The organism is Iodobacter fluviatilis (assembly GCF_004194535.1).
GTDB lineage: Bacteria > Pseudomonadota > Gammaproteobacteria > Burkholderiales > Chitinibacteraceae > Iodobacter > Iodobacter fluviatilis_A.
This window is the reverse complement of the sequence record NZ_CP025781.1, coordinates 4,207,105-4,229,546: the sequence shown is the minus strand read 5'-3', so window position 1 is coordinate 4,229,546 and position 22,442 is coordinate 4,207,105. Positions and strand designations below refer to the sequence as shown.

19 protein-coding genes are annotated in these 22,442 nt (G+C 48.7%); 14 read left to right on the top strand and 5 right to left on the bottom strand.

Annotated features, from left to right (window positions below; translation table 11 throughout):
• The first annotated feature begins 8 nt into the window (after nt 1-8).
• Nucleotides 9-1,514 (top strand): AMP nucleosidase, encoded by a 1,506-nt coding sequence (locus C1H71_RS18800; RefSeq protein WP_262488330.1) that lies wholly within the window; start codon nt 9-11, stop codon nt 1,512-1,514.
• 228 nt (nt 1,515-1,742) lie between these two features.
• Here C1H71_RS18800 and C1H71_RS18795 read toward each other — a convergent pair whose 3' ends face one another.
• Together C1H71_RS18795 and C1H71_RS18790 are read right to left on the bottom strand one after the other, a co-directional pair.
• Nucleotides 1,743-2,381, bottom strand: coding sequence for an NAD(P)-dependent oxidoreductase (locus C1H71_RS18795; protein ID WP_130107933.1), 639 nt, complete (start codon nt 2,379-2,381; stop codon nt 1,743-1,745).
• A 31-nt stretch (nt 2,382-2,412) separates the two neighbouring features.
• Nucleotides 2,413-3,033 carry a DsbA family protein gene (locus C1H71_RS18790; protein WP_130107932.1) on the bottom strand — a complete coding sequence of 207 codons (621 nt, stop codon included), beginning with the start codon at nt 3,031-3,033 and terminating at the stop codon, nt 2,413-2,415.
• A gap of 101 nt (nt 3,034-3,134) precedes the next feature.
• Here C1H71_RS18790 and C1H71_RS18785 point away from each other — a divergent pair, with 101 nt between their 5' ends.
• Entirely contained in the window at nt 3,135-4,013 is an 879-nt protein-coding gene (locus tag C1H71_RS18785) for a LysR family transcriptional regulator (RefSeq protein WP_188053425.1), read from the top strand.
• Between the two features lie 406 nt (nt 4,014-4,419).
• Here the strand turns inward: C1H71_RS18785 and recX are convergent, their stop codons facing one another.
• The 3 genes from recX to C1H71_RS18770 form a co-directional block, all read right to left on the bottom strand.
• Entirely contained in the window at nt 4,420-4,866 is a 447-nt protein-coding gene (recX, locus tag C1H71_RS18780; protein ID WP_130107930.1) for a recombination regulator RecX, read from the bottom strand.
• Nucleotides 4,867-4,868: 2 nt separating this feature from the next.
• Nucleotides 4,869-5,927 (bottom strand): recombinase RecA, encoded by a 1,059-nt coding sequence (recA, locus tag C1H71_RS18775; RefSeq protein ID WP_130107929.1) that lies wholly within the window; start codon nt 5,925-5,927, stop codon nt 4,869-4,871.
• Nucleotides 5,928-6,000: 73 nt separating this feature from the next.
• Entirely contained in the window at nt 6,001-7,863 is a 1,863-nt protein-coding gene (locus C1H71_RS18770; protein WP_130107928.1) for an ATP-binding protein, read from the bottom strand.
• A gap of 175 nt (nt 7,864-8,038) precedes the next feature.
• Here C1H71_RS18770 and C1H71_RS18765 point away from each other — a divergent pair, with 175 nt between their 5' ends.
• From C1H71_RS18765 to purF, 12 genes are all read left to right on the top strand, one after another.
• Entirely contained in the window at nt 8,039-9,373 is a 1,335-nt protein-coding gene (locus C1H71_RS18765) for a D-amino acid dehydrogenase (RefSeq protein WP_308418295.1), read from the top strand.
• Between the two features lie 945 nt (nt 9,374-10,318).
• Complete coding sequence (locus tag C1H71_RS18760; protein WP_130107927.1) at nt 10,319-13,081, top strand: FimV/HubP family polar landmark protein; 2,763 nt, start codon at nt 10,319-10,321, stop codon at nt 13,079-13,081.
• 53 nt (nt 13,082-13,134) lie between these two features.
• On the top strand, nt 13,135-13,704 hold the full coding sequence (locus tag C1H71_RS18755; RefSeq protein WP_188053423.1) for a CbiQ family ECF transporter T component: 570 nt from the start codon (nt 13,135-13,137) through the stop codon (nt 13,702-13,704).
• A 41-nt stretch (nt 13,705-13,745) separates the two neighbouring features.
• Nucleotides 13,746-14,528 carry a tRNA pseudouridine(38-40) synthase TruA gene (truA, locus tag C1H71_RS18750; RefSeq protein WP_130107925.1) on the top strand — a complete coding sequence of 261 codons (783 nt, stop codon included), beginning with the start codon at nt 13,746-13,748 and terminating at the stop codon, nt 14,526-14,528.
• Nucleotides 14,529-14,539: 11 nt separating this feature from the next.
• Nucleotides 14,540-15,172: a phosphoribosylanthranilate isomerase gene (locus tag C1H71_RS18745; RefSeq protein WP_130107924.1), complete on the top strand. Its 633-nt coding sequence runs from the start codon at nt 14,540-14,542 to the stop codon at nt 15,170-15,172.
• A complete protein-coding gene (gene trpB, locus C1H71_RS18740) occupies nt 15,165-16,388 on the top strand; it encodes a tryptophan synthase subunit beta (RefSeq protein ID WP_130107923.1) in 1,224 nt (407 codons plus the stop codon). Before C1H71_RS18745 ends, trpB begins: the two co-directional genes overlap by 8 nt.
• Nucleotides 16,389-16,408: 20 nt before the next feature.
• A complete protein-coding gene (gene trpA / locus C1H71_RS18735; protein ID WP_130107922.1) occupies nt 16,409-17,212 on the top strand; it encodes a tryptophan synthase subunit alpha in 804 nt (267 codons plus the stop codon).
• A 109-nt stretch (nt 17,213-17,321) separates the two neighbouring features.
• Entirely contained in the window at nt 17,322-18,188 is an 867-nt protein-coding gene (gene accD, locus C1H71_RS18730) for an acetyl-CoA carboxylase, carboxyltransferase subunit beta (protein WP_130107921.1), read from the top strand.
• Nucleotides 18,188-19,471, top strand: coding sequence for a bifunctional tetrahydrofolate synthase/dihydrofolate synthase (folC, locus tag C1H71_RS18725; RefSeq protein ID WP_130107920.1), 1,284 nt, complete (start codon nt 18,188-18,190; stop codon nt 19,469-19,471). Before accD ends, folC begins: the two co-directional genes overlap by 1 nt.
• Nucleotides 19,472-19,473: 2 nt before the next feature.
• Nucleotides 19,474-20,208: an SPOR domain-containing protein gene (locus C1H71_RS18720; protein ID WP_130107919.1), complete on the top strand. Its 735-nt coding sequence runs from the start codon at nt 19,474-19,476 to the stop codon at nt 20,206-20,208.
• An 8-nt stretch (nt 20,209-20,216) separates the two neighbouring features.
• Nucleotides 20,217-20,708 carry a CvpA family protein gene (locus C1H71_RS18715; RefSeq protein ID WP_130107918.1) on the top strand — a complete coding sequence of 164 codons (492 nt, stop codon included), beginning with the start codon at nt 20,217-20,219 and terminating at the stop codon, nt 20,706-20,708.
• 106 nt (nt 20,709-20,814) lie between these two features.
• On the top strand, nt 20,815-22,356 hold the full coding sequence (gene purF / locus C1H71_RS18710) for an amidophosphoribosyltransferase (protein WP_130107917.1): 1,542 nt from the start codon (nt 20,815-20,817) through the stop codon (nt 22,354-22,356).
• Nucleotides 22,357-22,442 lie beyond the last annotated feature (86 nt).

Sequence of the window (22,442 nt, the reverse complement as noted above, 5' to 3'; positions counted from 1 at the left end):
GGCACCCAATGAGCCGTCGACGTATGCCTTACCTGCCTGAATTTGTTGCTCCAACCCGCCATACCGATCCTGCACAAGCTTTAGCCCAAGTTCGCTTGATTTATGATCGTAGCGTTGCGCATTTGCGCGATGCTATGCAGCGCTTTGTGGACGGTGAAACTTTGCCTGGCCATGTGCGTGCCTATTATCCTTTTGTTCGGATTCAAACTGACACGGCCACGCGCTTAAATGGCAGCGAAGCGCACCTGAGTTATGGCTTTGTGGCGGGGCCAGGAAGTTTTGAAACCACGCTGACTCGCCCAGATTTGTATGAGAAATATTATTTAGAGCAGTTTACTTTGCTCTTACAAAGCCATCGAGATGAGCTAGAAGTGGGAATCAGTACTCAGCCCATTCCTGTGCATTTTTCTTTTGCTGAACATGATCATATTGAAGGCTCGCTCACGGCCGAGCGCCGCCAACTGATGCGCGATATGTTTGATTTGCCGGATTTATCCGCAATGGATGATGGCATTGCCAACGGCACTTACGAGCCTAAGCCGGGCGAGCCAGAGCCGCTGTCTTTGTTTACCGCAGCGCGGGTTGATTACTCCCTACACCGCTTGCGCCATTACACCGGAACCGTGCCTGAGCATTTTCAGAATTTTGTGCTGTTTACCAATTACCAGTTCTATATCGACGAATTTGTGCGCCTTGGGCATGAGTGCATGGAAGACCCAAATAGCGAATATATCGCCTTTGTAGAGCCGGGCAATGTCATTACTCGCCGGGTGGGCCTGAGTACCGAAGCGATTGATGCGCTGGGTGCTGCACCACCGCGCCTGCCGCAAATGCCTGCTTACCATTTGATCCGTGCAGATAACGCGGGGATCACCATGGTGAATATCGGCGTAGGCCCCGCCAATGCCAAAACCATTACCGACCATATCGCCGTCTTGCGCCCTCATGCGTGGATTATGCTGGGCCATTGCGCGGGTCTGCGTAATTCGCAGCAAATGGGCGATTACGTACTGGCGCACGGCTATGTGCGTGAAGATCATGTGCTAGACGAAGATTTGCCACTCTGGGTGCCGGTGCCTGCCTTGGCAGAAATTCAGCTCGCACTGGAGGCAGCCGTGTCGCAAATCACCGAAATGAAAGGGGCCGAACTCAAACGCATTATGCGCACCGGTACCGTGGCAAGTACCGATAATCGCAATTGGGAGCTGCTTCCTGACAATCGCCCGCAAAGGCGCTTTAGCCAAAGCCGTGCCATCGCACTAGATATGGAAAGCGCCACCATCGCCGCCAACGGCTTCAGATTCCGCGTGCCTTACGGTACTTTGCTCTGCGTGAGTGACAAACCCCTGCACGGCGAGATTAAACTCCCCGGCATGGCGAATCACTTCTACCGCGAGCGGGTCGATCAGCATTTACGGATTGGTATTCGAGCGATGGAGTTGCTGCGTGATCAGGGCGAAGGTCAGCTGCATAGCCGGAAGCTAAGGAGCTTTGCTGAGGTGGCGTTTCAATAGAGCGAATTTAGCGTGGGCACGCTTTTGTGCCCACGCTGTTTTAATGTTGCGGGTTACGCCTGTGGCTAGAGTGCAATAGCAAATGGCTAGGCGTGTATTTGCAGGGCCTTTAAATCTTTCTGTGTAAATACCTTTGGAGTGACTGGTGGCCGTTCAGCCGGTCACCAAACTCTATAACGAAACGATTCAGCGCCATCCGCCCGTTTTGAATCGGCATCGTCCCTTAATTTAGTACCCTAAGGTAAAACGCTGGCGGCTGTGCTGAGCGTTTTCTGCTTCATTCAACATCGCTACTGCGTAGTCTTCTACTGAGATACGACTTTCACCTTGGGCATCGAGTAGCAGCTGATCGCCACCTAGGCGGAATACGCCGGTACGGCTGCCTGGCTCTAAATGCGCAGATGGGCTGAGCATGCTCCAATCTAGCGTGCTTTCTTTGCGCAGTAATTCAAGCGCAGTACGTGCACCCAGCGCAGTGCCTTTCCATTCTGCTGGAAAACTAGGGGTGTCCACAACCTGCACGCCCGGTGCTACTTCTAAGCTGCCCGCACCACCAACCACTAAAAAGCGCGCTACCCCTGCGGCTTTTACACTGTTTAAGATGTGGGTGAAACCATCCACAAAATATTGGTAAACATCACCTGCAGCATGGCCGCTGAAGGCGCTGATCACGATGTCGTGGCCAGCAAGTTGAGCGGTCAGCGCAGCTTCGTCATTCACATTGGCCTTAACGGCGGTTAAAGAGGTGTGGCTAGGCAGTTTGTCGATGTTTTGAACGAGGGCGCTAACTTGATGGCCGCGTTCTAGGGCTTCAGCTAATAATTTTGAGCCAACGTAACCGGTTGCGCCGATGATTGCAATTTTCATGATGAGTCCTTTGTGGTGTTTAAAGTATGGATTATTGGTGTTTTGCTACAAAATCGATTAAGGCTTGTGGGTCTTGGTAAAGCAAGGAGCTAGGTACAGCAGAGAACTGATTATCTTTTTGTAATAACAGTGCAGGCACGCCTCGTAAGCCATGCTGTTGCATGATTTTTTGAGCCTTGCTGGTTATCTCGCTTAGCTCTTTTGGCCACCAGCCAGTGGCAAAGTCTTGAGCAAATTGCTGGCCATCTAAACCAAATTCAATTGCTATTTGAATAAATGCGCTGCTTTCTTGTAAGCCATCGTCGTAGCGTAGTTGTTGTATGCGGTGCAAGATATGAATGGCTTGCTCGGGTGCGGCCTGACTAATCAAATAATAGGCTAGTGTGGCGTTGCTGGAGTTAAATGGGGTGAATAGATCACCCAAGATATTGTTTTTGTAAGCTTGGCTAAATACTTGACCCGTCATTTGTGCGATGCGTTGATCATTGCTCCAAAAGTACTGAGCCATTTCTGCGTTCATAGCTTGTGGGCGGGCAAATAGGCCGGTTGGATGGAGTTGCCATGCAATATTGCTATTTTGCTTGAGTGCCGCAAGAGCGGGAGCCGCGCCGTAGCACCAGCCGCAAAGTGGATCAAATAAAAGATGAAGCATTGTGTGTGTCCCAGAGAATATGCTGCTATCTTGCCTGTTATAATTGATGAGATAAATAAGCCAATTAAGAATTGAATGTTTACAAAAACGGAACAATGCCTATGTTGGATTTAAATCGCCTCAGCACCTTTGTGGCCGTGGTGGAGTCGGGCGGTTTTACCGCAGCGGGGGATAGGCTAGGGATGGCGAAATCTTTAGTGAGCCAGCAAATCAGCAAACTTGAATCTCAGCTTGGCGTGGCGCTGTTTACCCGTAGTACGCGCAAAGTATTACTCACTGAGCAGGGCGAACAGCTGTATGCGGATATCTCACCCCTATTATTAGCTGCGCATGAGGCGGTGGATAGACTGGGGCAGGTTAAGGCATCTGGGCTGTTAAGAATCACCGTGCCGGTGGATTACGCCGGTGCGGTGCTTGCCCCCTTGCTGGCCGAGTTTGCCTCTTTGCATCCACAGCTAGAAATTGAATTGCTGGCTACGGATGAAGTATTAGATTTATTGGCCGAGCGTATTGACATTGCCTTTCGCTTAGGGCGCTTACAAGATTCGGCACTGCATGCGATTAAGTTGGCGCAATTTGCAGAGTGCGTTGTGGCCGCACCTACATGCTTGGCGCAGTTTGTTTTGCCCACACATCCTCAAGATTTAGCTCGGCTTCCTTGGGTGACAATGACGCGGCTGCAAGCGCCGTTAACATGGAAATTTAACCAAGCGGGTGAAATGTGTACGGTAAGGATGCGCTCGGTAATGCGTGCAAGCGCGCCTTCTTCGGTATTGGCGTTGGTCAGAAATGGGGCGGGGTTATCGGTTTTGCCTGATTTTATGGTGGCAGAGGATTTGGCCGCAGGACGGTTAGTGCATGTGCTGCCCGAGTGGACGCTATCAGCTGGCGGCATTTACGCTGTTTATCCAAGCGCACGTTATTTACCGGTTAAGGTCAGGATTTTGCTCGATTTTATGCGTTCAAGATCGATGACTTAGTTTAGAGCGGGCATTGGTCACATGATCTAATTCTCTGTTTGCTTATGCTCATTGTTTTCTAGTATAGGAATAGGCAGTAAGCAGTTTGACAATCGGGGATGATCATGTTGGGTAATTTGATTTTTAGCGCCACTGTGGCGTTGGAGTTGCCCCGAATGTGGGCAAGGTGCTCTTGCAGTCGTTGGGTGCTTTAATGTATGGGATGCCTTTTATGCCACTCAAACCATAAAAGGGACTTGCACCTCAAACCATAAAAGGGACTTGCACTATTTGAGTTGGATTTTCGATAAAAAATATTCGGGGATGGCGATTTAATCAAAGCTATCTTGATGCTTTGCTTTTGTCGTGGAGGTGGTCTGGCGTATCAAGATCACTGGTCTAGTGGCGTACTTGGTAATGTTTGCGACTAAAAATCATCGTCCTCAGTACCGCATACCACCTTGTAAATAACCGACACCGAGAAGCCGCGGCTGATCAAGAAGCGCAGTTGTTTGTTTTTTTCTTTTGGGTCTTGGGGCGGGCTGCCAAATCGTTTACGCCAAAGTGCTCGGGCTTGCGCTAGCTCATCGTCGCCATGTTCTTCCATAACTGCAGAGATAATGTCGCTTGCCACGCCTTTTTGCTGTAATTCTGCGCGTAAGCGCTGTGGGCCGTAGCGTGCAGAGCGGTAGAAAACCCATTGCTCTGCAAAGCGTGTATCAGATAGCCAGCCTCGCTCCACAAAGTCGTCTAGCAACGCGTCGACTTCGCTTGAATCTTCAGTAAAAGGTAGTAGTTTCTGCCGCAACTCCCCGCGCGCATGATCACGGCGCGCAAGGTGTTGCAAGGCTTTATTGCGTAATACTGAACTCATACTTATTCGTCAGATTCTTCTTTTGGATCATCTAATAACGCAGCAGGATCAATCGGTAGTAAGCCACCTGCACCAAGTTTTGCGCGGATTTTTTGTTCGATTTCAGCGGCAATTTCTGGGTTGTCTTTCAAATATTGACGTGAGTTTTCAATTCCTTGGCCAATTTTATTGCCGTTGTAGCTATACCAAGCGCCTGACTTTTCGACGATTTTATGCGTAACACCGTGCTCGATGATTTCACCTTCATGGCTAATGCCTTCGCCGTAAAGAATATCAAAGGTCACGATGCGGAACGGTGGTGCCACTTTGTTTTTGGCGATCTTAACCTTGGTTTGATTGCCGATAATCTCATCACCTTTCTTGACCGCGCCAATCCGGCGGATATCAAGGCGCACTGATGCATAAAATTTCAGTGCATTACCACCGGTGGTGGTTTCAGGGCTTTGCCCTGGCATCATGTTGCCGATCTTCATGCGTAGCTGGTTAATAAAGATCACCAGGGTGTTAGTGCGTTTGATATTACCAGTGAGCTTACGTAGGGCTTGGCTCATTAAACGTGCTTGCAGGCCAACGTGCACATCACCCATTTCGCCTTCAATTTCTGCCTTAGGGGTAAGGGCGGCTACGGAGTCAACTACGATAATATCAACGCCGCCAGAACGAACCAACATATCGGCGATTTCAAGGCCTTGTTCGCCGGTGTCTGGCTGGGAAATTAGCATTTCAGACACGTTTACGCCTAGTTTGCTAGCGTAAACAGGATCGAGTGCGTTTTCAGCATCGATATAAGCAGCAACACCACCGAGCTTTTGCACTTCAGCTACAACGTGTAAGCAAAGTGTGGTTTTACCTGATGATTCTGGCCCAAAAATTTCTACAACACGCCCGCGTGGTAAGCCGCCAACGCCAAGGCCTAGATCCAAACCTAATGATCCGGTAGAAACCACTTGTAGATCATTTTGGATTTGGTTCTCCCCCATTTTCATGATGGCGCCTTTGCCGAACTGACGTTCGATTTGCGCGAGTGCCGCGGCGAGTGCCTTGCTCTTGTTGTCGTCCATGTGTGTGTCCCGAGCGCTATGTGAAAGTGACTTGATTATAGAACAATCGTTCTGTAAATGAAAAGGGGTTTACTCACAATTCGTTGAGTAGATGATTATTGAGCTGTGCTTTGTTTGGTAGAGTGAAGTAAAAGAAGGTGTTGCTGCCTGGCTGCGATTTGGTCCAAATACGACCATCATGGCGATGAATGATGCATTGCACAATGGCAAGTCCAATGCCATTGCCGGTGAGCTCGCTTTGCGAGTGTAGGCGTTGAAACGGTGAAAATATTTTATCGGCATGAGCCATATCAAAGCCGCAGCCATTGTCTTGAATATGAAAAACGGTTTGTCCGTTGACTTGGGTAGCGCCAATGCTGATCTTTGCGTGTTCTGTTTGTTCGGTAAATTTCCATGCATTGTCGAGCAGATGCCGCAAGGCGATCAAGATGAGTTTGGGATCGGCATGGGCTTGTAGATGTTCTTCAATATGCACTTCAACTTGGCGCTGTGGTTGAAGGCTACGAAATTCATCGATGATTTCTGCGCTTAATTCGCTAATGTCGATCGCTTGACTGCGCACTTCGATGCGGGTGAGCTTGGATAGGTTGAGTAGATCGTCTATCAAGCTGGCCATATTCTGTATTGTGCTGCGGATACGCGCTAAATAATTACGCGCGTTTACATCTAGCGAGCCAATATAGTCTTCAAGCAATACTTGACTAAAGCCTTCAATGGTGCGTAATGGAATTCGTAAATCATGCGATAGCGAGTAGGAGAATGCTTTTAGCTCGTGATTGGCCGAGGCTAGCGCGCGGGTACGGGCTTCGACAACTTCTTCTAGGTGGTTGCGGTAGTGCTCCATCTCTAGCTCGGCTTGCTTGCGTGCGCTGATATCAATAATAAAGCCTTGTAATGTGCGCTTATTATTGGCATCGCATTGGTTAGATGCAGTAAGCAGTACCCAGATTTCCTTGCCTTCGCTGCTTTGAAAGCGGCACTCAAACTCAGAAGTACCTTCCTTGCTTGTTTCGTTAAATAGGCGATACGCGTGGTGCCTATCATCTGGGTGTAGATAGCTGGAAAGAAAGCCCTCGTGATACCACTGCGCAAGTGGGTAGCCAAGCAGTGCTTCAGCCTGCGGCCCAACATAAGTAAAACGCCATTCATCTGGGTTGGCATCCCAAGGAATGATACGGGTGGATTCTACTAAACGCTGGTAGCGATCTTGACTGGTGCGCAGGGCAAGTTCAATTTGCCTGCGGCCGAGTAAATCGGTTTCGAGTTGCAGGTTTTTCTGCTCAAGCGTCAAAATGAGTTCAGATAAAGACCGGCGTGTTGTGTCTAAGTTTTGCCCAAGCGTACCAATCTCGTCACTACGATGCCAAGTAAAGGCTTCATCTAGCTCGCGGCGAGCCAGTTTAATCGCTTGCCTAGACAGCTCGGCTAATGGACGGATAATGCGCGATTCAAGCAGCAAAAGAATCAGCCCTAAGCTCAAAACAATTTGCAAAAGCACGGCAGCAAGGTAGAGACGTTGCTCACTACTAATACGTGTAGTGGCACTGCCGTCGTCTAATTCAATGGTGATGGTGCCGATATTGCTACCTTGCTTACTCACGACACGGGTGAGTGAGTGCAAATGCCCACGGCGGCGCTCTGGTTTATTGGCTTCTAAAAACAAACCCAGCGTTGAATCATTGACCGTAATTCGCACAATACGCTCGTCGCTGACTACCGAGTCCAGTAGTGGTTTGCCTGCGTCCGGCGATAAATTCCAAAGCGGCTCTTGCATCCCTAGCACTAGGATGTCTGCAATCCGTTGATGATCATTATTGATTTGTCGCTGAGCATTATCGAGTTGACGGGTCAAGCTGATATAGCCATTTACGCCTGAAGGGAGGAGTAAACCTAAAAGCGTGGCAAAAATAATAGAAGTACGAAGCGACAGATTCATAGCGTGGCAGGGCTTGGCTTTAGAGTTAGTGTGTCTGAGATGGTTAGTTTAGATCAAGTCTTGTCTTTCTAGTTAAACCTATGTGTTTTTCATGATACTGAATGCCGTATTATGAATCGCCCTATGGGGGGCATAAAGAAAAAACAATAGATTGATCATGGGTTAAGCAAACAGATTGATCGAGTTAGTATTGAGATTTACGGCTTGGTTTGGTAATCAACAGGGCAAAAAAATTCAATCGTTATTTGATGGGGGGATAAAAATGAAAGTCATTGTATTGGGTGCTGGCGTGATTGGAATTACCTCTGCGTGGTTCTTAAATCAGGCGGGGCATGAGGTTACAGTGATAGAACGGGCCCCAGAGGCGGCAAGGGAAACCAGTTACGCCAATGGAGGGCAAATTTCAGTGTGCCACGCCGAGCCTTGGGCTAATCCCCGGGCACCTTGGAAAGCATTGCAATGGCTGGGGGAGGAGGACGCACCTCTATTGTTTCGTTTTAAGTTGGATTGGCATCAGTGGCGCTGGGGCTTGCGCTTTTTACAACAGTGCACCAAAGAGCGTGCGCGTTATAACCTGCAAAACTTAGTGCGCTTAGGTTTATATAGCCGAGATACCTTGCAAGCGTTACGTGCTAGCACAGGGATTGAATATCACCAGCGTACAGAAGGCATATTGCATTATTACACTGAGCTGTCAGAGTTTGAGGCGGCGATTCCAGCGGCAAAATTAATGGGTGAGTTAGGTTTAGATCGACATGTGAAATCAGTCGCAGAATGCTTATTGATTGAGCCTGCTTTGCAGAGCTCTATGCGGCCAATTGTTGGTGGTACGTATACCCCCAGCGATGAATCTGGGGACGCACGGGTCTTTACCAGCGAGTTAGCGTTGCGCTGTGAGCAGGCGGGGGTGAAGTTTCGCTACGACTGCGAAATAGCGGGCTTTGAGTGTGCTGGAGACGATGTGCAAGCGGTGCGGGTGCAGGGTGATCAGGGTTTGGAAGCCCTCACTGCAGACGCGTTTGTTGTGAGTTTAGGTAGCTATAGCACGCTGCATCTGCGTCCCTTGGGTATTCATTTAGATATTTACCCTGCAAAGGGGTATTCCGCAACGATTCCTGTGCGGGCAGAGCATTGCGCCCCTACGGTAAGCCTGACCGACGATGGTCATAAATTGGTGTTTTCGCGCCTTGGTGATTATTTGCGCGTGGCGGGTACGGTGGAGTTTGATGGCTATAGCTTAGATTTGAACGCAGTACGTTGTAAGGCGATTATTGATCGCGTGAAAGATATTTTCCCTAGTGGTGCAGATTATGCTGCGGCTGAATTTTGGACCGGGCTGCGGCCAGCAACGCCAGGTAACTTACCCTACATTGGCCGCACCCAGTATCCAAGCCTTTGGCTAAATACTGGGCATGGTACTTTAGGTTGGACAGAGTGCTGTGGTTCGGCATTGGCTATTGCTGAACTTATTTCCGGCAAAAAACCTGATGTAGATTATTGTTTTCAGTAAAAATTTTGAGCCGTGTTATGGCTTGCTTATGATTTATTGAGGGGGTGATTGGGGGTGGGGTTTTGATTGAAATGCAACTTGCTAAGTCATGTTGCTTAGCAAATTTTACGCAGATGCCTTTAAAAAGAAGAGACCCTATTTCAAAAAGAAAACGGTCGCATCATTTTGTTGTCAAGCTTGGTCATCTCAATAAACCCCGTGCTAACTCATTTTCATTTGTCATTTTAAAATGACTGAGAGTGGCGTGTTTTTGCTGTTGCCTAGTATAAACAATGACGACCTATTTGCTCTGTACGGATGGTTTGGGGCTTTTTGATTCTGCTGCTTTGAGTAAAAACGATTGCTAGCGATGGAGTACAGCCGGTTTTCCGTTGTATTTTATGCCATTTTATTTTACGTAGATTAGTTGGGGTTATTTACCTGTTTAGGTGTAAGCTTCGCCCCGTATCCATTCACCAAATGCGCTGTATGTGTTTGGTGGGCTTGGATTTATTCCATAAAAGATGAATCGATTACAGTATGCTGCTCAAGGTTTTGACTGGGGCATGAGCCTGCTTAGGAAAAGATTGCCCGTTTGATTTTTGTAGATATCGATTGGATTAATGCTTAATATTTGCTATAGGATTTAAGTGCCTAGCATATATGTAAAAAGAGAGCGATATTTTTTTGTACTGCAGTGTTTTTAGATTGATGGAGCGCTGATTTCTTATTTCTGGTGGTAGGAAACAGAGCTATACGTATTATTTTGCCTTATTTGAAAATCAAGTTTTAACACGTATGCTGTATATAAATTAAGTGAGCGGCTTGCGTCACGCTTGGCGCAAATGTTATGTTCATCAAGAAAGCAATAAGCGCCGAGGTTTCATCCTTGGTTAAAAAACAAAGTGAAGTGTTGGGGGAATTGTGCCGATCAAACCGAAACTCAAGGCTTGTGTCCTTGCTCTTATGTTAGCTGTACCCTTGTCTGCGGGTGCTGTTGGATTAGGTAGGCTAAATGTATTGTCTGGGCTAGGCCAGCCTTTTCGAGCTGAAATTGATTTAGTTTCAGTGCAGCCTGGGGAGGCAGAGGGCTTAGTTATTCGTCTGGCAGCGCCGGAGGCTTTTGCGCAAGCGCAAATCCCATATCCCTCGTCTACGATGGGTTTGCGGCTTGTGATTGATAAACGCGCTAATGGGCAGCAGTTTGTATTGGTGTCCTCAACTCAATCTATTTCTGAACCGTTTTTAGATTTAGTGATTGATTTAAATTGGGCGAACGGAAAAATTCGGCGCGAGTACACCGCGTTGATTGATCCGTTGAGTTATGCGCCATCCGCTATAGCAGGAAACGCATCAAGAGCATCAAGAGAATCATTCGCGCCATCCGTGCTGCCTGGCACCCGCCGCACAGGGGTTATTAAGTCTGCTCCTAGAAAATCAGAAGCTAAGTCTCCAGATGCCGCGGCGACAGATGAGAAATCAGCTGATCAATATAAAGTGAAAGCTGGGGATACGCTGTCTTCGGTGGCACGCCAAACGCAGGCAGAAGGCGTTTCGCTAGAGCAAATGTTGGTGGGCCTGTATCGCAAAAATCCAGACGCTTTTAATGGCAATATGAATCGCTTACGTCGTGGCCGTATCTTAAACGTGCCAAGTAAAGAAGCGTTGCAAGCGACTCCGGCTAAAGAAGCCGCCCAAGAAGTACGCTTGCAATCGAAAGATTGGCAGGCTTATCGCAACAAAGTTGCTGAAGCGGTACAAAAGCGCCAAGCGGTAGCAGGTAATGAGCCGGTCAATGCGGGCAAAATTACGCCTAAAGTTGAAGAAAAAGCCTTGCCTGGTAGCGCAAATCAAGATGTTTTGAAGTTGTCTAAAGGCGAAACGCCTGGCAAAGCGAAGGGCGATGCTACATCGCAAGGCCGTATCCGAGCCTTGGAAGAAGAAGTAACGGCAAGACAAAAAGGGTTGGATGAGTCAAACCAACGCGTGGCCGAGCTGCAAAAAAACATTCAAGACATGGAAAAACTGCTGGCGTTAAAAAGCCGAGCAGGGGCAGAGTTGCAAAGCGCTAGCAAGCCAAGCCCTACCGTTGTTTCTGAAGCTAGTCCAGAGCCTGCCGCTACGCCGCTGCCAATTCCTGTTGCCACAACGGAGCCGTTGGTGGCTAGCGATGTTCCCGCGCTGATGCCGGATACGGCCAGTGTCGCATCGAGCGTTAGCCCAGCAAAGAAAGTACGTCGTTCTTTACCTGCTCCAATGCCTGTTGCTGAACCTAGCACCGTAGATGCGCTAATGGATAATTTATTGCCGTTAGGTGGTGGTTTGGCAGCGATTATTTTGGGTGGTGCTGGCTTTGCTTGGACGCGGAGACGCAGGCAAGGTAGCGCGTTTGCGGATAGCGTATTAACAGGTGGGGATTTAAAATCTAATACTCTGCTTGGCAATACTGGCGGTGCGGTGATTAGCACCCAGCCAACAGAAAACTCATTCCTTACCGATTTTAGCCGCCAAGGTCTAGGCACCATTGATACGGATGAGGTTGATCCGATTGCTGAAGCTGAAGTGTATATGGCTTACGATCGAAACGAGCAGGCTGAGGAAATCCTACGTGATGCCTTGGTTAAAGATCCAAATCGCCACGAAATTCGCCTGAAGCTACTGGAAATATTGGCAGCCAAAAAAGACAAAACGTCTTTTGAAGAATTGGCGGCAGATCTCTTTGCTATGACGTCAGGTAAAGGCGCGCATTGGGAGCAGGCGGCGTATCAAGGTCGTGAAATTGACCCAGAAAATCCGCTTTATACCCAAGCACCCGTAAATACGGCCTTTGCCTCAACTACGGCCGCTAGCGTGTTTGAAAATATGTCTATGCCTGCTGATGAGTTTGACTTGCCGCTTGATGAGCTGCCAGTATCCTCGTCAGCAAGTAGCGTCAGTGATTTTGATGAAATGATGAGTGTAGAGGCCGCTGCACCAAACGTTGATCATCAAGCTAGCCTCACAGATCTAGATTTGTCGCTTGATTTTGATTCAAATACGCTTGATATGACTGCGTCAGTAGATAAAAAAAAAACCGCCATCGATGATTTAGCCAGTCTTGATTTTGGCATGGATGACTTCTTGGTGGCAGGAGATGCGGCAAAACTTGTCGACGCGCCTAGCGACAATGAAATGCTTGATTTGAACTTGCCCGTTGATTTTACTTCATCAGTAGCAAAAGCATCGGCTGAAACGGTCGCTTCCCTAGAGCCTATTGCGGATGATTCATTTGGTTTGAATTTTGATCTTGATGCCATGCCAGAAGCTGCTACCGATATCACGGCTACTTTGCCTGATTTAGATTTGAATGATGCACCAAATCAACCCGTGCCGCCTAACGGCGGGGCCGATGAGGTCTTGGAAGCCGTTAGCCCGGATGATGGTTTAGGTTTGGATTTTGATTTCTCTCTTGATACGCCTCTTGAAATCACTACATCCAGCTTGCCAATGGAAGGATCCATTGATTTGGGTGATTTAGGACTTAACTTTGAGTCGGATTCTGCGTTTTCGACAACAGAATCAAGTTTAGATTTTGCAGGGGATGATCCTGTGCAAACTAAAATTGATCTGGCAAAAGCGTATGTGGATATGGGGGATGTCGAAGGTGCAAGGGAAATCTTACAAGAGGCTCTTGGTGAAGGCAACCCTGATCAGCAGAAGCAGGCGCAAGCTTTGTTAGGTAATCTTTGATTAGAATACATTCTGCAAATCAAATTGTAGTTTGGCTTTGGGTGGCGTGTATCTTGCAATTCTTGCAGGGTACCCCACTCATTGTCTTTTCTGCGCTATGTGTTTTACTTGCCCTAAGTTATTGTGCTAAGCGCTGCCGCTTAACTTTAAAACGCTGCCGCTATTTATTGTTGGCGATTGCGCTGGTGTATGGCTGGGCTACGCCAGGGCAGTATCTTTGGCCAAGCCGCTACTCACCCACGATAGAGGGCTTGGCTTTGGGTGGGCTGCAAGCCGTGCGTTTAATCGGTGCACTAGCGGCCTTGCAATTACTGCTGTGGAGGTTAAGCTCGACGCAGATTTTTTCTGGGCTGTATGTTTTATTGCGACCACTTGCATATTTGGGGTTGAATCGGCAACGCTGGGCTTTGCGCTTGAGCTTAACAATGCGTTTCTCGGTCGAGTTTTTATCCCAAGCAGAGCCACTAACGTGGAGCACATTTGTGCAGCGATTGGCGCTTGCGGAGCAGCCTTGTGAGTTGCAGGAAGTCTCGATTCTGGTAGAGTCGCTGTCTTTTTTTGATTGGCTGTTGCTTGTGTTCTTGTGTGCAGCGGCATTGAGCACTTTGCTAATGCTTCATTAGATATTTTTTTGTAGATGGCTTCTTTGTAGATGACGATGTTAATGAAATACGCGCTCGCAGTGGAATACGATGGCCGAGCCTTTTATGGCTGGCAAGTCCAAAAAGATTTGCCGACCGTACAGGCGGCTTTAGAGCTGGCGCTCAGCCAAATGGCGGGTGAGCCCATCCGCGTGCATGCCGCTGGCCGTACGGATACCGGCGTACATGGTGCGAGGCAGATTGTTCACTTTGAAACGCAGGTGAATCGCCCGCTCACCGCGTGGGTGAGGGGGGTGAATAGCTTTCTGCCTGATTCGGTAGCCGTATTATGGGCCAAGCCTGTTTCGGATGGGTTTCATGCGCGGTTCTCGGCGTTTGCTCGGCATTATCGCTATTTATTGCTCAATCATCCGGTGCGCCCCGCACTTTGGTCAGGGCGTATGGGCTGGACTTTTAATGATTTAGATTTTGAAGCGATGCAGGCTGGGATAGCGTATTTGCTTGGGCAGCATGATTTTACAAGCTTTAGGGCCGCGGAGTGCCAAGCTAAATCTCCGATCAAAACCATGACGCGGGCGAATATACAAAAAGAAGGTCATCTTATTATTTGTGATTTCTCTGCCGATGCTTTCTTGCACCATATGGTACGTAATATGATTGGAGCCTTATTGCATATCGGCAAGGGCAACGATAAGCCCGAGTGGATGGCCGAATTAATCCTTGCAAAAGATAGAACAGCCGCGCCACCAACCTTTATGCCAGACGGACTATACCTCGCTGGTGTAAGCTATCCACCTGAATTCGATTTGGCAAGCGAGCCAGAATCACGCCATGGTTTAATTTAACGGGCAGATGGATGAAAACACGGATTAAAATTTGCGGTCTGCGTGACCCAGAAATGGCAAGACGCTCCGCCGATTTAGGCGCAGATGCTATTGGCTTGGTGTTTTATCCGCCTAGCCCACGCTATGTGGAAACCGCCATGGCTGAGCAGATTGTTGCGGCCTTGCCTGCCTTTGTCAGTAGCGTGGGTTTGTTTGTGAATGCTGAGGCGGCCTTTGTGCGTGGCGTACTGGATCGCGTGCCTTTGGATCTATTGCAATTTCATGGTGATGAGTCGCCGGAATATTGCCAGAAATTTGGCCGCCCTTATTTGAAAGCACTAAGGGTAAAGCCTGATCTAAATTTGTTAGAATATGCGCAGCGCTTTGTAGGGCCACTCTGTAAAGGGATATTGGTTGATGCCTTTGTAGATGGCGTGCCAGGTGGTACAGGCGAGGCTTTTGATTGGGATTTGATCCCAGAAAAGCTACCTTTGCCCCTGATTTTGTCAGGTGGCTTACATTCAGAAAATGTTTTTGAAGCGATTTGCAAGGTCAAACCTTGGGCCGTGGATGTATCGAGCGGTGTAGAAAGTAGCAAGGGTGTAAAAGATGTAGCAAAAATTGCTGCGTTTATTAATCAAGCAGAGAGAAATGCGCATGACTGAGACAACACACGGCCAGCAATCCTATCAGCAGCCCGATTCCCACGGTCATTTTGGCCAGTTTGGCGGTATTTTTGTTGCCGAAACTTTGATTCCCGCACTTGATGAGCTACGTATTGAGTACGAAAAAGCCCTGCAAGATCCTGAGTTTGTTGCTGAATACCATAGCGAGCTCAAGCACTATGTTGGCCGCCCTAGCCCGATTTACCACGCCAAGCGTTGGTCTGAAATACTCGGCGGCGCGCAAATTTATCTAAAACGCGAAGACTTAAACCATACCGGCGCACACAAAGTAAACAACACCATCGGCCAAGCGCTGCTTGCTCGCCGCATGGGTAAAAAACGGGTGATTGCCGAAACGGGAGCGGGCCAGCACGGCGTGGCATCCGCTACGGTTGCGGCGCGGTATGGTTTGGAATGCATCGTGTATATGGGTGCTGAAGACGTGAAGCGCCAAGCCCCCAATGTCTATCGTATGAAGCTCTTGGGCGCTAAAGTTGTTGCCGTAGAATCTGGTACCAAAACGCTGAAAGACGCCATGAATGAAGCGATGCGTGATTGGGTGACTAATGTCGATTCAACCTATTACATCATCGGCACTTGTGCTGGCCCTCATCCTTATCCGCAGTTGGTGCGTGATTTCCAACGGGTGATTGGCGATGAATGCAAGGTGCAAATGCCAGAAATGATAGGTCGCCAGCCAGATGCCGTGGTGGCCTGTGTGGGCGGTGGCTCTAATGCAATTGGAATTTTCTATCCCTACGTCGATGATTTATCTGTACGTTTGATTGGTGTAGAGGCGGGCGGGGATGGTATTGAAACCGGCCGTCACGCGGCTCCCCTTACTACCAACGCAAAAGTAGGCGTATTGCACGGCAATCGTACCTTCTTGATGCAAGATGAAAATGGGCAGATTAGCGATACCCATTCTGTGTCTGCGGGCTTGGATTACCCGGGGGTTGGGCCTGAGCATAGCTACCTAAAAGACATCGGTCGCGCAGAGTATGTGGCGATTAATGATGATGAAGCGATTGCAGCTTTTCACGATCTTTGTCATTTTGAGGGTATCATTCCGGCCCTTGAGTCGAGTCATGCATTAGCGCATGCGGCCAAGATGGCTAAAACGATGTCAAAAGATCAAGTGATTTTGGTGAATTTGTCGGGTCGTGGTGATAAAGATATCCCAACATTGGCCCGCCTTACTGGTATCGAACTTTAATAACACCCCTGGATAGACCTATGTCCCGAATTCAAGCAACGTTTGCGCGTTTGCAAGGCCAGAATCGCCAGGCCTTGATCCCTTTTGTGACTGCAGGAGATCCGCATCCACGTATTACGGTTGGTGTAATGCATGCGCTGGTGGCGGGTGGCGCTGATATTTTAGAGCTGGGCGTGCCGTTTTCTGACCCGATGGCCGATGGCCCTGTGATTCAGCGAGCATCAGAGCGGGCGCTTTTGCATGGCGTTTCCCTGCGTCAAGTGCTGGGCATGGTCGCTGAGTTTCGCCAGACCAATACAGAAACACCGGTGGTATTGATGGGCTACGCTAATCCGATGGAAGCGATGGGCTATGAAGCATTCTCTAAGGCGGCGGTATTGGCAGGCGTAGACGGGGTATTAACCGTTGATTTGCCACCTGAAGAAGCCAAGGAGCGCGTCGACATCCTTAAATCACACGGCATCGACCCCATCTTTTTGCTGGCCCCCACCACGCATGCATCCCGAATTAAAGCGGTTGCAGAGATGGCGGCAGGTTACGTGTACTATGTTTCGCTGAAGGGTGTAACAGGTTCGGCCAATCTTGATATTAAAGATGTCACTGAAAAACTCAGTGTTATCAAAGAATATCTCAATATTCCCGTAGGCGTGGGTTTTGGGATTAGTGATGCAGCAACGGCAAAAGCCGTGGCTGGTGTGGCCGATGCGGTTGTGATTGGCTCACGTTTAGTAAAAGAAGCTGAGGCGGGCGAAGAAGGCCTAGCTGATCGATTAACAGACTTTCTTACCGGCATTCGTGCCGCGATGGACACCGCACGCGCTTAAACAAGTGTTGATGGCCAGCGCAGAATACGGAGAACAGCATGCTGTTCTCCGTATATCTACAAGGCCTCATTTGCTAGTTTATTAAAGTGCTGCTGATGGAGAAATAACAATGAGCTGGCTGCAAAAACTGCTTCCGCCGAAGATTAAGATTCGCACTACGGTGACCAAGTCAGGTGTGCCTGAGGGCTTATGGCATAAATGCCCTGCTTGCAGCGCGGTTTTATACCGTACTGATTTAGAAAACAACTTAGAAGTATGCCCAAAGTGTGATTACCACAATGCGGTAGCCGCACGCCGCCGTTTGGATATCTTGCTCGATCAAGAAGGCCGGTTTGAAATTGGAGCTGAAGTCAAGCCGCTGGACGTGCTGAAATTTAAAGATAGCAAAAAATATAGCGATAGGCTGAGTGCGGCACAAGAAGCAACGGGCGAAGACGATGCACTGGTTGTAATGCAGGGCGCTATTTTAAATGTGCCGGTTGTGATGGCTGCATTTGAGTTTAAGTTTATTGGTGGTTCGATGGGCTCGGTGGTTGGCGAGCGCTTTGTTCGTGGCGTGCGGGTGGCTATCGAAAACAATATCCCTTTTATTTGTGTGTCGGCTTCAGGTGGCGCACGGATGCAAGAAGGCTTGAATTCGCTGATGCAGATGACCAAAACCAGCGCAATTTTAACCAAGCTGGCCGATAAAAAACTGCCTTTTATTTCTATTCTAACCGACCCAACAATGGGTGGTGTTTCAGCCTCCTTTGCCTTTTTAGGTGACGTTGTGATGGCAGAGCCTGGCGCGTTGATTGGTTTTGCCGGCCAGCGTGTGATCGAGCAAACCGTTCGTGAAACCCTGCCAGAGGGCTTTCAACGCGCAGAATTCTTGCTGGAAAAAGGCGCTTTAGATATGGTGGTTGACCGTCGTGAAATGCGCCAGAAATTAGCCCAATTAATGACACTCCTTTCTAAACAGCCTGCCCTTAACTGATGCCTACTCCGTTTGATTCCCTCTCTCTTGATGCGTGGCTTTCCTATTTAGAACAGCTTCACCCCAGTGCGATTGATATGGGGCTAACGCGCGTTGCCAGCGTGCGTGATGCGATGGGCTTAAAGCCTAATTTCCCTGTGTTATTGGTGGGGGGAACCAACGGTAAAGGCTCGGTGTGCACAATGTTATCGAGCATTTTACACGCGGCTGGATACAAAGTCGGCACTTACACCTCGCCGCATTTATTGCATTACCATGAGCGGGTGGCTATTAATTTGCAGCCTGCAAGTGACGCCGATATTGTGGCTAGTTTTCAAGCGATTGAAGCGGCACGTGGTGAAATATCCCTGACCTACTTTGAGTTTGGCACGCTCGCCGCAGTGCAGCAATTTATGGCTGCAGGCGTGGACGTGGCGGTATTAGAAGTGGGTTTGGGCGGGCGCTTAGATGCGGTCAATGTTTTTGAGCCCCTTGCTTCGGCGGTTGTGAACGTTGGCTTAGACCATCAATCCTACTTAGGCGACACGCGCGAGGCGATTGGCTTTGAAAAAGCAGGTATTTATCGAGCCAATAAAATTGCAATTTGTGCTGATCCTGAGCCGCCGCTGAGTTTGATGAATGAAGCACGGCGTATTGGCGCAAACTTGCAGCTTATCGGGCAAGATTTTGGTTTTGAAAAGCAGGCAGAAGGGCAGCAATGGACGTGGTGGAATAAAAACGGTGTGCGCCGCCATGCGCTGCCATTTCCCGCGCTGCGTGGGCAATATCAATTAGGTAATGCTGCGGTTGTGTTGGCCCTACTTGATGCCGTAAAAGATGTACTGCCGATCGGTATCGGTGATATAAAGCGCGGCTTGCTTGAAGTTGAGTTGGCCGCTCGTTTCCAAGTATTACCTGGCCGGCCTGCGGTGGTGCTCGATGTAGGGCATAATCCGCACGCGGCTAAAGTCTTACGGGCTAATTTAGATAGTATGGGTTTTTATCCAGTCACGCATGCGGTGATGGGGATGATGGCCGATAAGGATATTGCAGGTGTAGTGGCCTTGTTGGCAGATCGTATCGATGTATGGCATTTAGCGGCACCACAATTGCCGCGTGCGGCGAGTCCTGAGCAATTGGCAAAGATTGTCAGTAGCCTTACTCCTCGTGCACAGATAAATATTTATGAGAATATCGAACTTGCTTTCACGGCGGCCTGTAAGCTGGCTACAGAAAGTGATAGAATTCTCGCCTTTGGATCCTTTTACACAGTTGCTGAAGTTATGGCGACGCATGAGCGCTGAATATGCTTAACCGAAACACCAGCGAAGATTTGCTACAGCTTAAAAAACGTGCCCGTCGCCGCTTGGTGGGCGCTATTACCTTAGTGGTTTTTGCCCTGATTGTGTTGTGGACGGCACTTGATAGCACTCCACCACGCAATATCGCTGGTAGTAACAGCATAGAAATCATCTCTAGCTCTCCCGCTCTGCTGCAGCCTGTTGTAAAGGCTGCGCCTGAAGTGGCTTTAGTGGACACTGCAGAGGTGCCCGTTATTTTAACACCGCAGCCCGAGCTAGACCCCCCGCTTCAAGAATCAACGCCAACACCGGCCCCTCAGTATCGGGTGTCTAGTAGCACTCAGTCTGTTTTGCCTGGTAAGTTGGTGAGTCATCAAAAAAAAATAGTGATAACACCCGTCCCAACGCCTAAACCAACGCCTATTGCCGTGGCTGATCCCCAAAAAATATTAGATGGGCTGGATGCCATGCCTAGTAAGTCAGCGGCCCCTGCTGAAAAAACCCTACGTGATAAACGTTACTTTATTCAAATTGGCGCTTATGCCGATGGCGATAAAGCAGCACAAGTCGTCAGTAAGCTTAAAGCTGAAGGCATACCTGCCTATTCTGAAAAGGTAACAACAGAAAAAGGTGCATTAATGCGGGTTAGAGTCGGGCCAGTCAAAGACGAGGCGAAAGCACAAAGCTATCTTAAAAAAATGGGAGTGCTTGGCTTAAGCGGGCACCTATCTAGCAAATAGGTTGAACGATGACAGGTTTTGATTACACAGTATTAGGCATTATGGGCTTATCCATGCTGCTGTCAGTGATGCGGGGCTTGGTGCAAGAAGTGCTGGCTTTGGCGGCTTGGGTGCTGGCATTTTGGCTGGCGAGTCATTACGCCAGCGTGGTCGCTGTATGGATGCCGCAAAGTTTACCCAATGATGAGCTGCGTTATTTGGCGGGGTTTATCTTGATCTTCTTTGTGACTTGGGTGGCTTCCGCCATGTTGCGAGTGACGTTCAATCAATTTTTGCAAGCTACCGGCTTAAAACCGATGGATCGCTTGTTTGGTGCCGGTTTTGGCCTATTACGTGGCTTTTTATTATGCTTAACCCTGGTTTTAGCTGCTGGCTTTACCAGCCTACCTAAGCAAATGATTTGGCGAAATGCCATGTTTAGCCCCTTATTTGAAGAAGCAGCCGTGATGGCCAAGGTTTGGCTGCCAGAAGCGCTGTCTGCGCGCATTCATTACGATTGATTTTGGGTCGGTGCTTACCACCACTCTGTTTAAAGATACTGCCGTGATGGCCATTTTGGCTGCTATGCGTGCATTTGTTAGATTAAAGAACTAAAGGGGCACTCCGATGTGTGGCATTGTAGGTATCGTCGCCAAGACACCCGTTAATCAGTTGTTATACGATGGTTTGCTGGTTTTGCAGCATCGTGGTCAAGATGCTGCAGGAATCGTTACTGCGGAGGGGCTCACGCTCCATATGCACAAAGGGCAGGGCTTAGTGAGTGATGTATTCCGCACTCGCAATATGCGCTCTTTGATGGGGAACGCTGGGATTGGCCATGTGCGCTATCCAACGGCAGGCTCTGCCTCTAGCCTTGCAGAATCGCAGCCTTTTTATGTAAATAGCCCATTTGGTATTGTGCTGGCGCATAACGGCAACCTGACCAACGATAAACAGTTGAAAGAAGATATGTACCGCACTGATCTGCGCCATATCAACACCAACTCCGATTCTGAAGCGCTGCTCAATGTGTTTGCGCATGAGCTGTCACGCCGTGTCACAGGGCCTCACCTGGATGCAGGCACTGTATTTGATGCGATCACCGCTGTGCACGAGCGGGTAAAAGGCGCTTATGCAGTTGTGGCAATGATTGCTGGCTTTGGCTTGGTGGCTTTCCGTGATCCTTATGGTATTCGCCCGCTGTGCTTAGGCACGCACGAAACACCAGAAGGCCTTGAATATATTGTTGCCTCAGAATCTGTGGCACATGATGTATTGGGCTTTAAATTTGAGCGTGACATTGCGCCAGGCGAAGCGGTATATGTGACTTTTGAAGGCGAATTCCATAGCAAGCAATGCCATGCCAATCCTGTGCTTGTGCCTTGCATCTTTGAACATGTTTATTTCGCCCGCCCAGATACCGTTATCGATGGTATTTCGGTGCACGAAGCGCGATTAAATATGGGTGAGAATCTAGCCGATAAAGTCGCCGCTGTGATTCCAAAACTTGATATCGACGTAGTTATTCCTATTCCGGATACCAGCCGTGATTCAGCCTTGCAATTAGCCAATAAATTAGGTTTGCCATATCGCGAAGGCTTTATGAAAAACCGCTATATTGGCCGCACTTTTATTATGCCAGGCCAAGCTAGCCGTAAAAAATCAGTGCGCCAAAAGCTTAACCCAATTGCGGTTGAGTTTCGAGGCAAGAATGTATTACTGGTGGATGATTCAATTGTGCGTGGTACAACCAGCCGCCAAATTGTACAAATGGTGAGGGATTGCGGGGCAACTAAAGTTTATTTAGCCTCCGCTGCGCCGCCAGTGATGTATCCGCATGTTTATGGTATTGATATGCCTACGCGTGCAGAGCTGATTGCAACGGGCCGTACTGATCAGCAAATCGCTGATGAAATTGGCGTGGATGCGATTATCTATCAAGAATTAGATGCTTTAATTGATGCGTGTAGCAAGGCCAGTGCAGGCAAGATTACTTCATTTGAAACATCCTGTTTTGATGGCAAATATATTACTGGCGATATTACGCCAAAATATTTGGATGAATTAGAAGCCAAACGTCTATCGCCTTTATCCGCTAAAGCGGGGGACGTTGCAGAAAGCCGTTTATTAGATATGAATATTGGCGTGGGTGAGCAGAATCTGCTTTAAGCAATTTCATATTTAAAACGCCAACCCTAGGGTTGGCGTTTTTTTGCTGAAGAGTAGAGGTACTTACAATATTAGAATTTTGCCAA

What these genes read in the sequence shown, in the direction of transcription:
- C1H71_RS18800 (WP_262488330.1), top strand. Translation starts at nt 9, where the DNA reads ATGAGCCGTCGACGTATGCCTTACCTGCCTGAATTTGTTGCTCCAACC.
- C1H71_RS18795 (WP_130107933.1), bottom strand. Translation starts at nt 2,381, where the DNA reads ATGAAAATTGCAATCATCGGCGCAACCGGTTACGTTGGCTCAAAATTA.
- C1H71_RS18790 (WP_130107932.1), bottom strand. Translation starts at nt 3,033, where the DNA reads ATGCTTCATCTTTTATTTGATCCACTTTGCGGCTGGTGCTACGGCGCG.
- C1H71_RS18785 (WP_188053425.1), top strand. Translation starts at nt 3,135, where the DNA reads ATGTTGGATTTAAATCGCCTCAGCACCTTTGTGGCCGTGGTGGAGTCG.
- recX (WP_130107930.1), bottom strand. Translation starts at nt 4,866, where the DNA reads ATGAGTTCAGTATTACGCAATAAAGCCTTGCAACACCTTGCGCGCCGT.
- recA (WP_130107929.1), bottom strand. Translation starts at nt 5,927, where the DNA reads ATGGACGACAACAAGAGCAAGGCACTCGCCGCGGCACTCGCGCAAATC.
- C1H71_RS18770 (WP_130107928.1), bottom strand. Translation starts at nt 7,863, where the DNA reads ATGAATCTGTCGCTTCGTACTTCTATTATTTTTGCCACGCTTTTAGGT.
- C1H71_RS18760 (WP_130107927.1), top strand. Translation starts at nt 10,319, where the DNA reads ATGTTAGCTGTACCCTTGTCTGCGGGTGCTGTTGGATTAGGTAGGCTA.
- truA (WP_130107925.1), top strand. Translation starts at nt 13,746, where the DNA reads ATGAAATACGCGCTCGCAGTGGAATACGATGGCCGAGCCTTTTATGGC.
- C1H71_RS18745 (WP_130107924.1), top strand. Translation starts at nt 14,540, where the DNA reads ATGAAAACACGGATTAAAATTTGCGGTCTGCGTGACCCAGAAATGGCA.
- trpB (WP_130107923.1), top strand. Translation starts at nt 15,165, where the DNA reads ATGACTGAGACAACACACGGCCAGCAATCCTATCAGCAGCCCGATTCC.
- trpA (WP_130107922.1), top strand. Translation starts at nt 16,409, where the DNA reads ATGTCCCGAATTCAAGCAACGTTTGCGCGTTTGCAAGGCCAGAATCGC.
- accD (WP_130107921.1), top strand. Translation starts at nt 17,322, where the DNA reads ATGAGCTGGCTGCAAAAACTGCTTCCGCCGAAGATTAAGATTCGCACT.
- folC (WP_130107920.1), top strand. Translation starts at nt 18,188, where the DNA reads ATGCCTACTCCGTTTGATTCCCTCTCTCTTGATGCGTGGCTTTCCTAT.
- C1H71_RS18720 (WP_130107919.1), top strand. Translation starts at nt 19,474, where the DNA reads ATGCTTAACCGAAACACCAGCGAAGATTTGCTACAGCTTAAAAAACGT.
- C1H71_RS18715 (WP_130107918.1), top strand. Translation starts at nt 20,217, where the DNA reads ATGACAGGTTTTGATTACACAGTATTAGGCATTATGGGCTTATCCATG.
- purF (WP_130107917.1), top strand. Translation starts at nt 20,815, where the DNA reads ATGTGTGGCATTGTAGGTATCGTCGCCAAGACACCCGTTAATCAGTTG.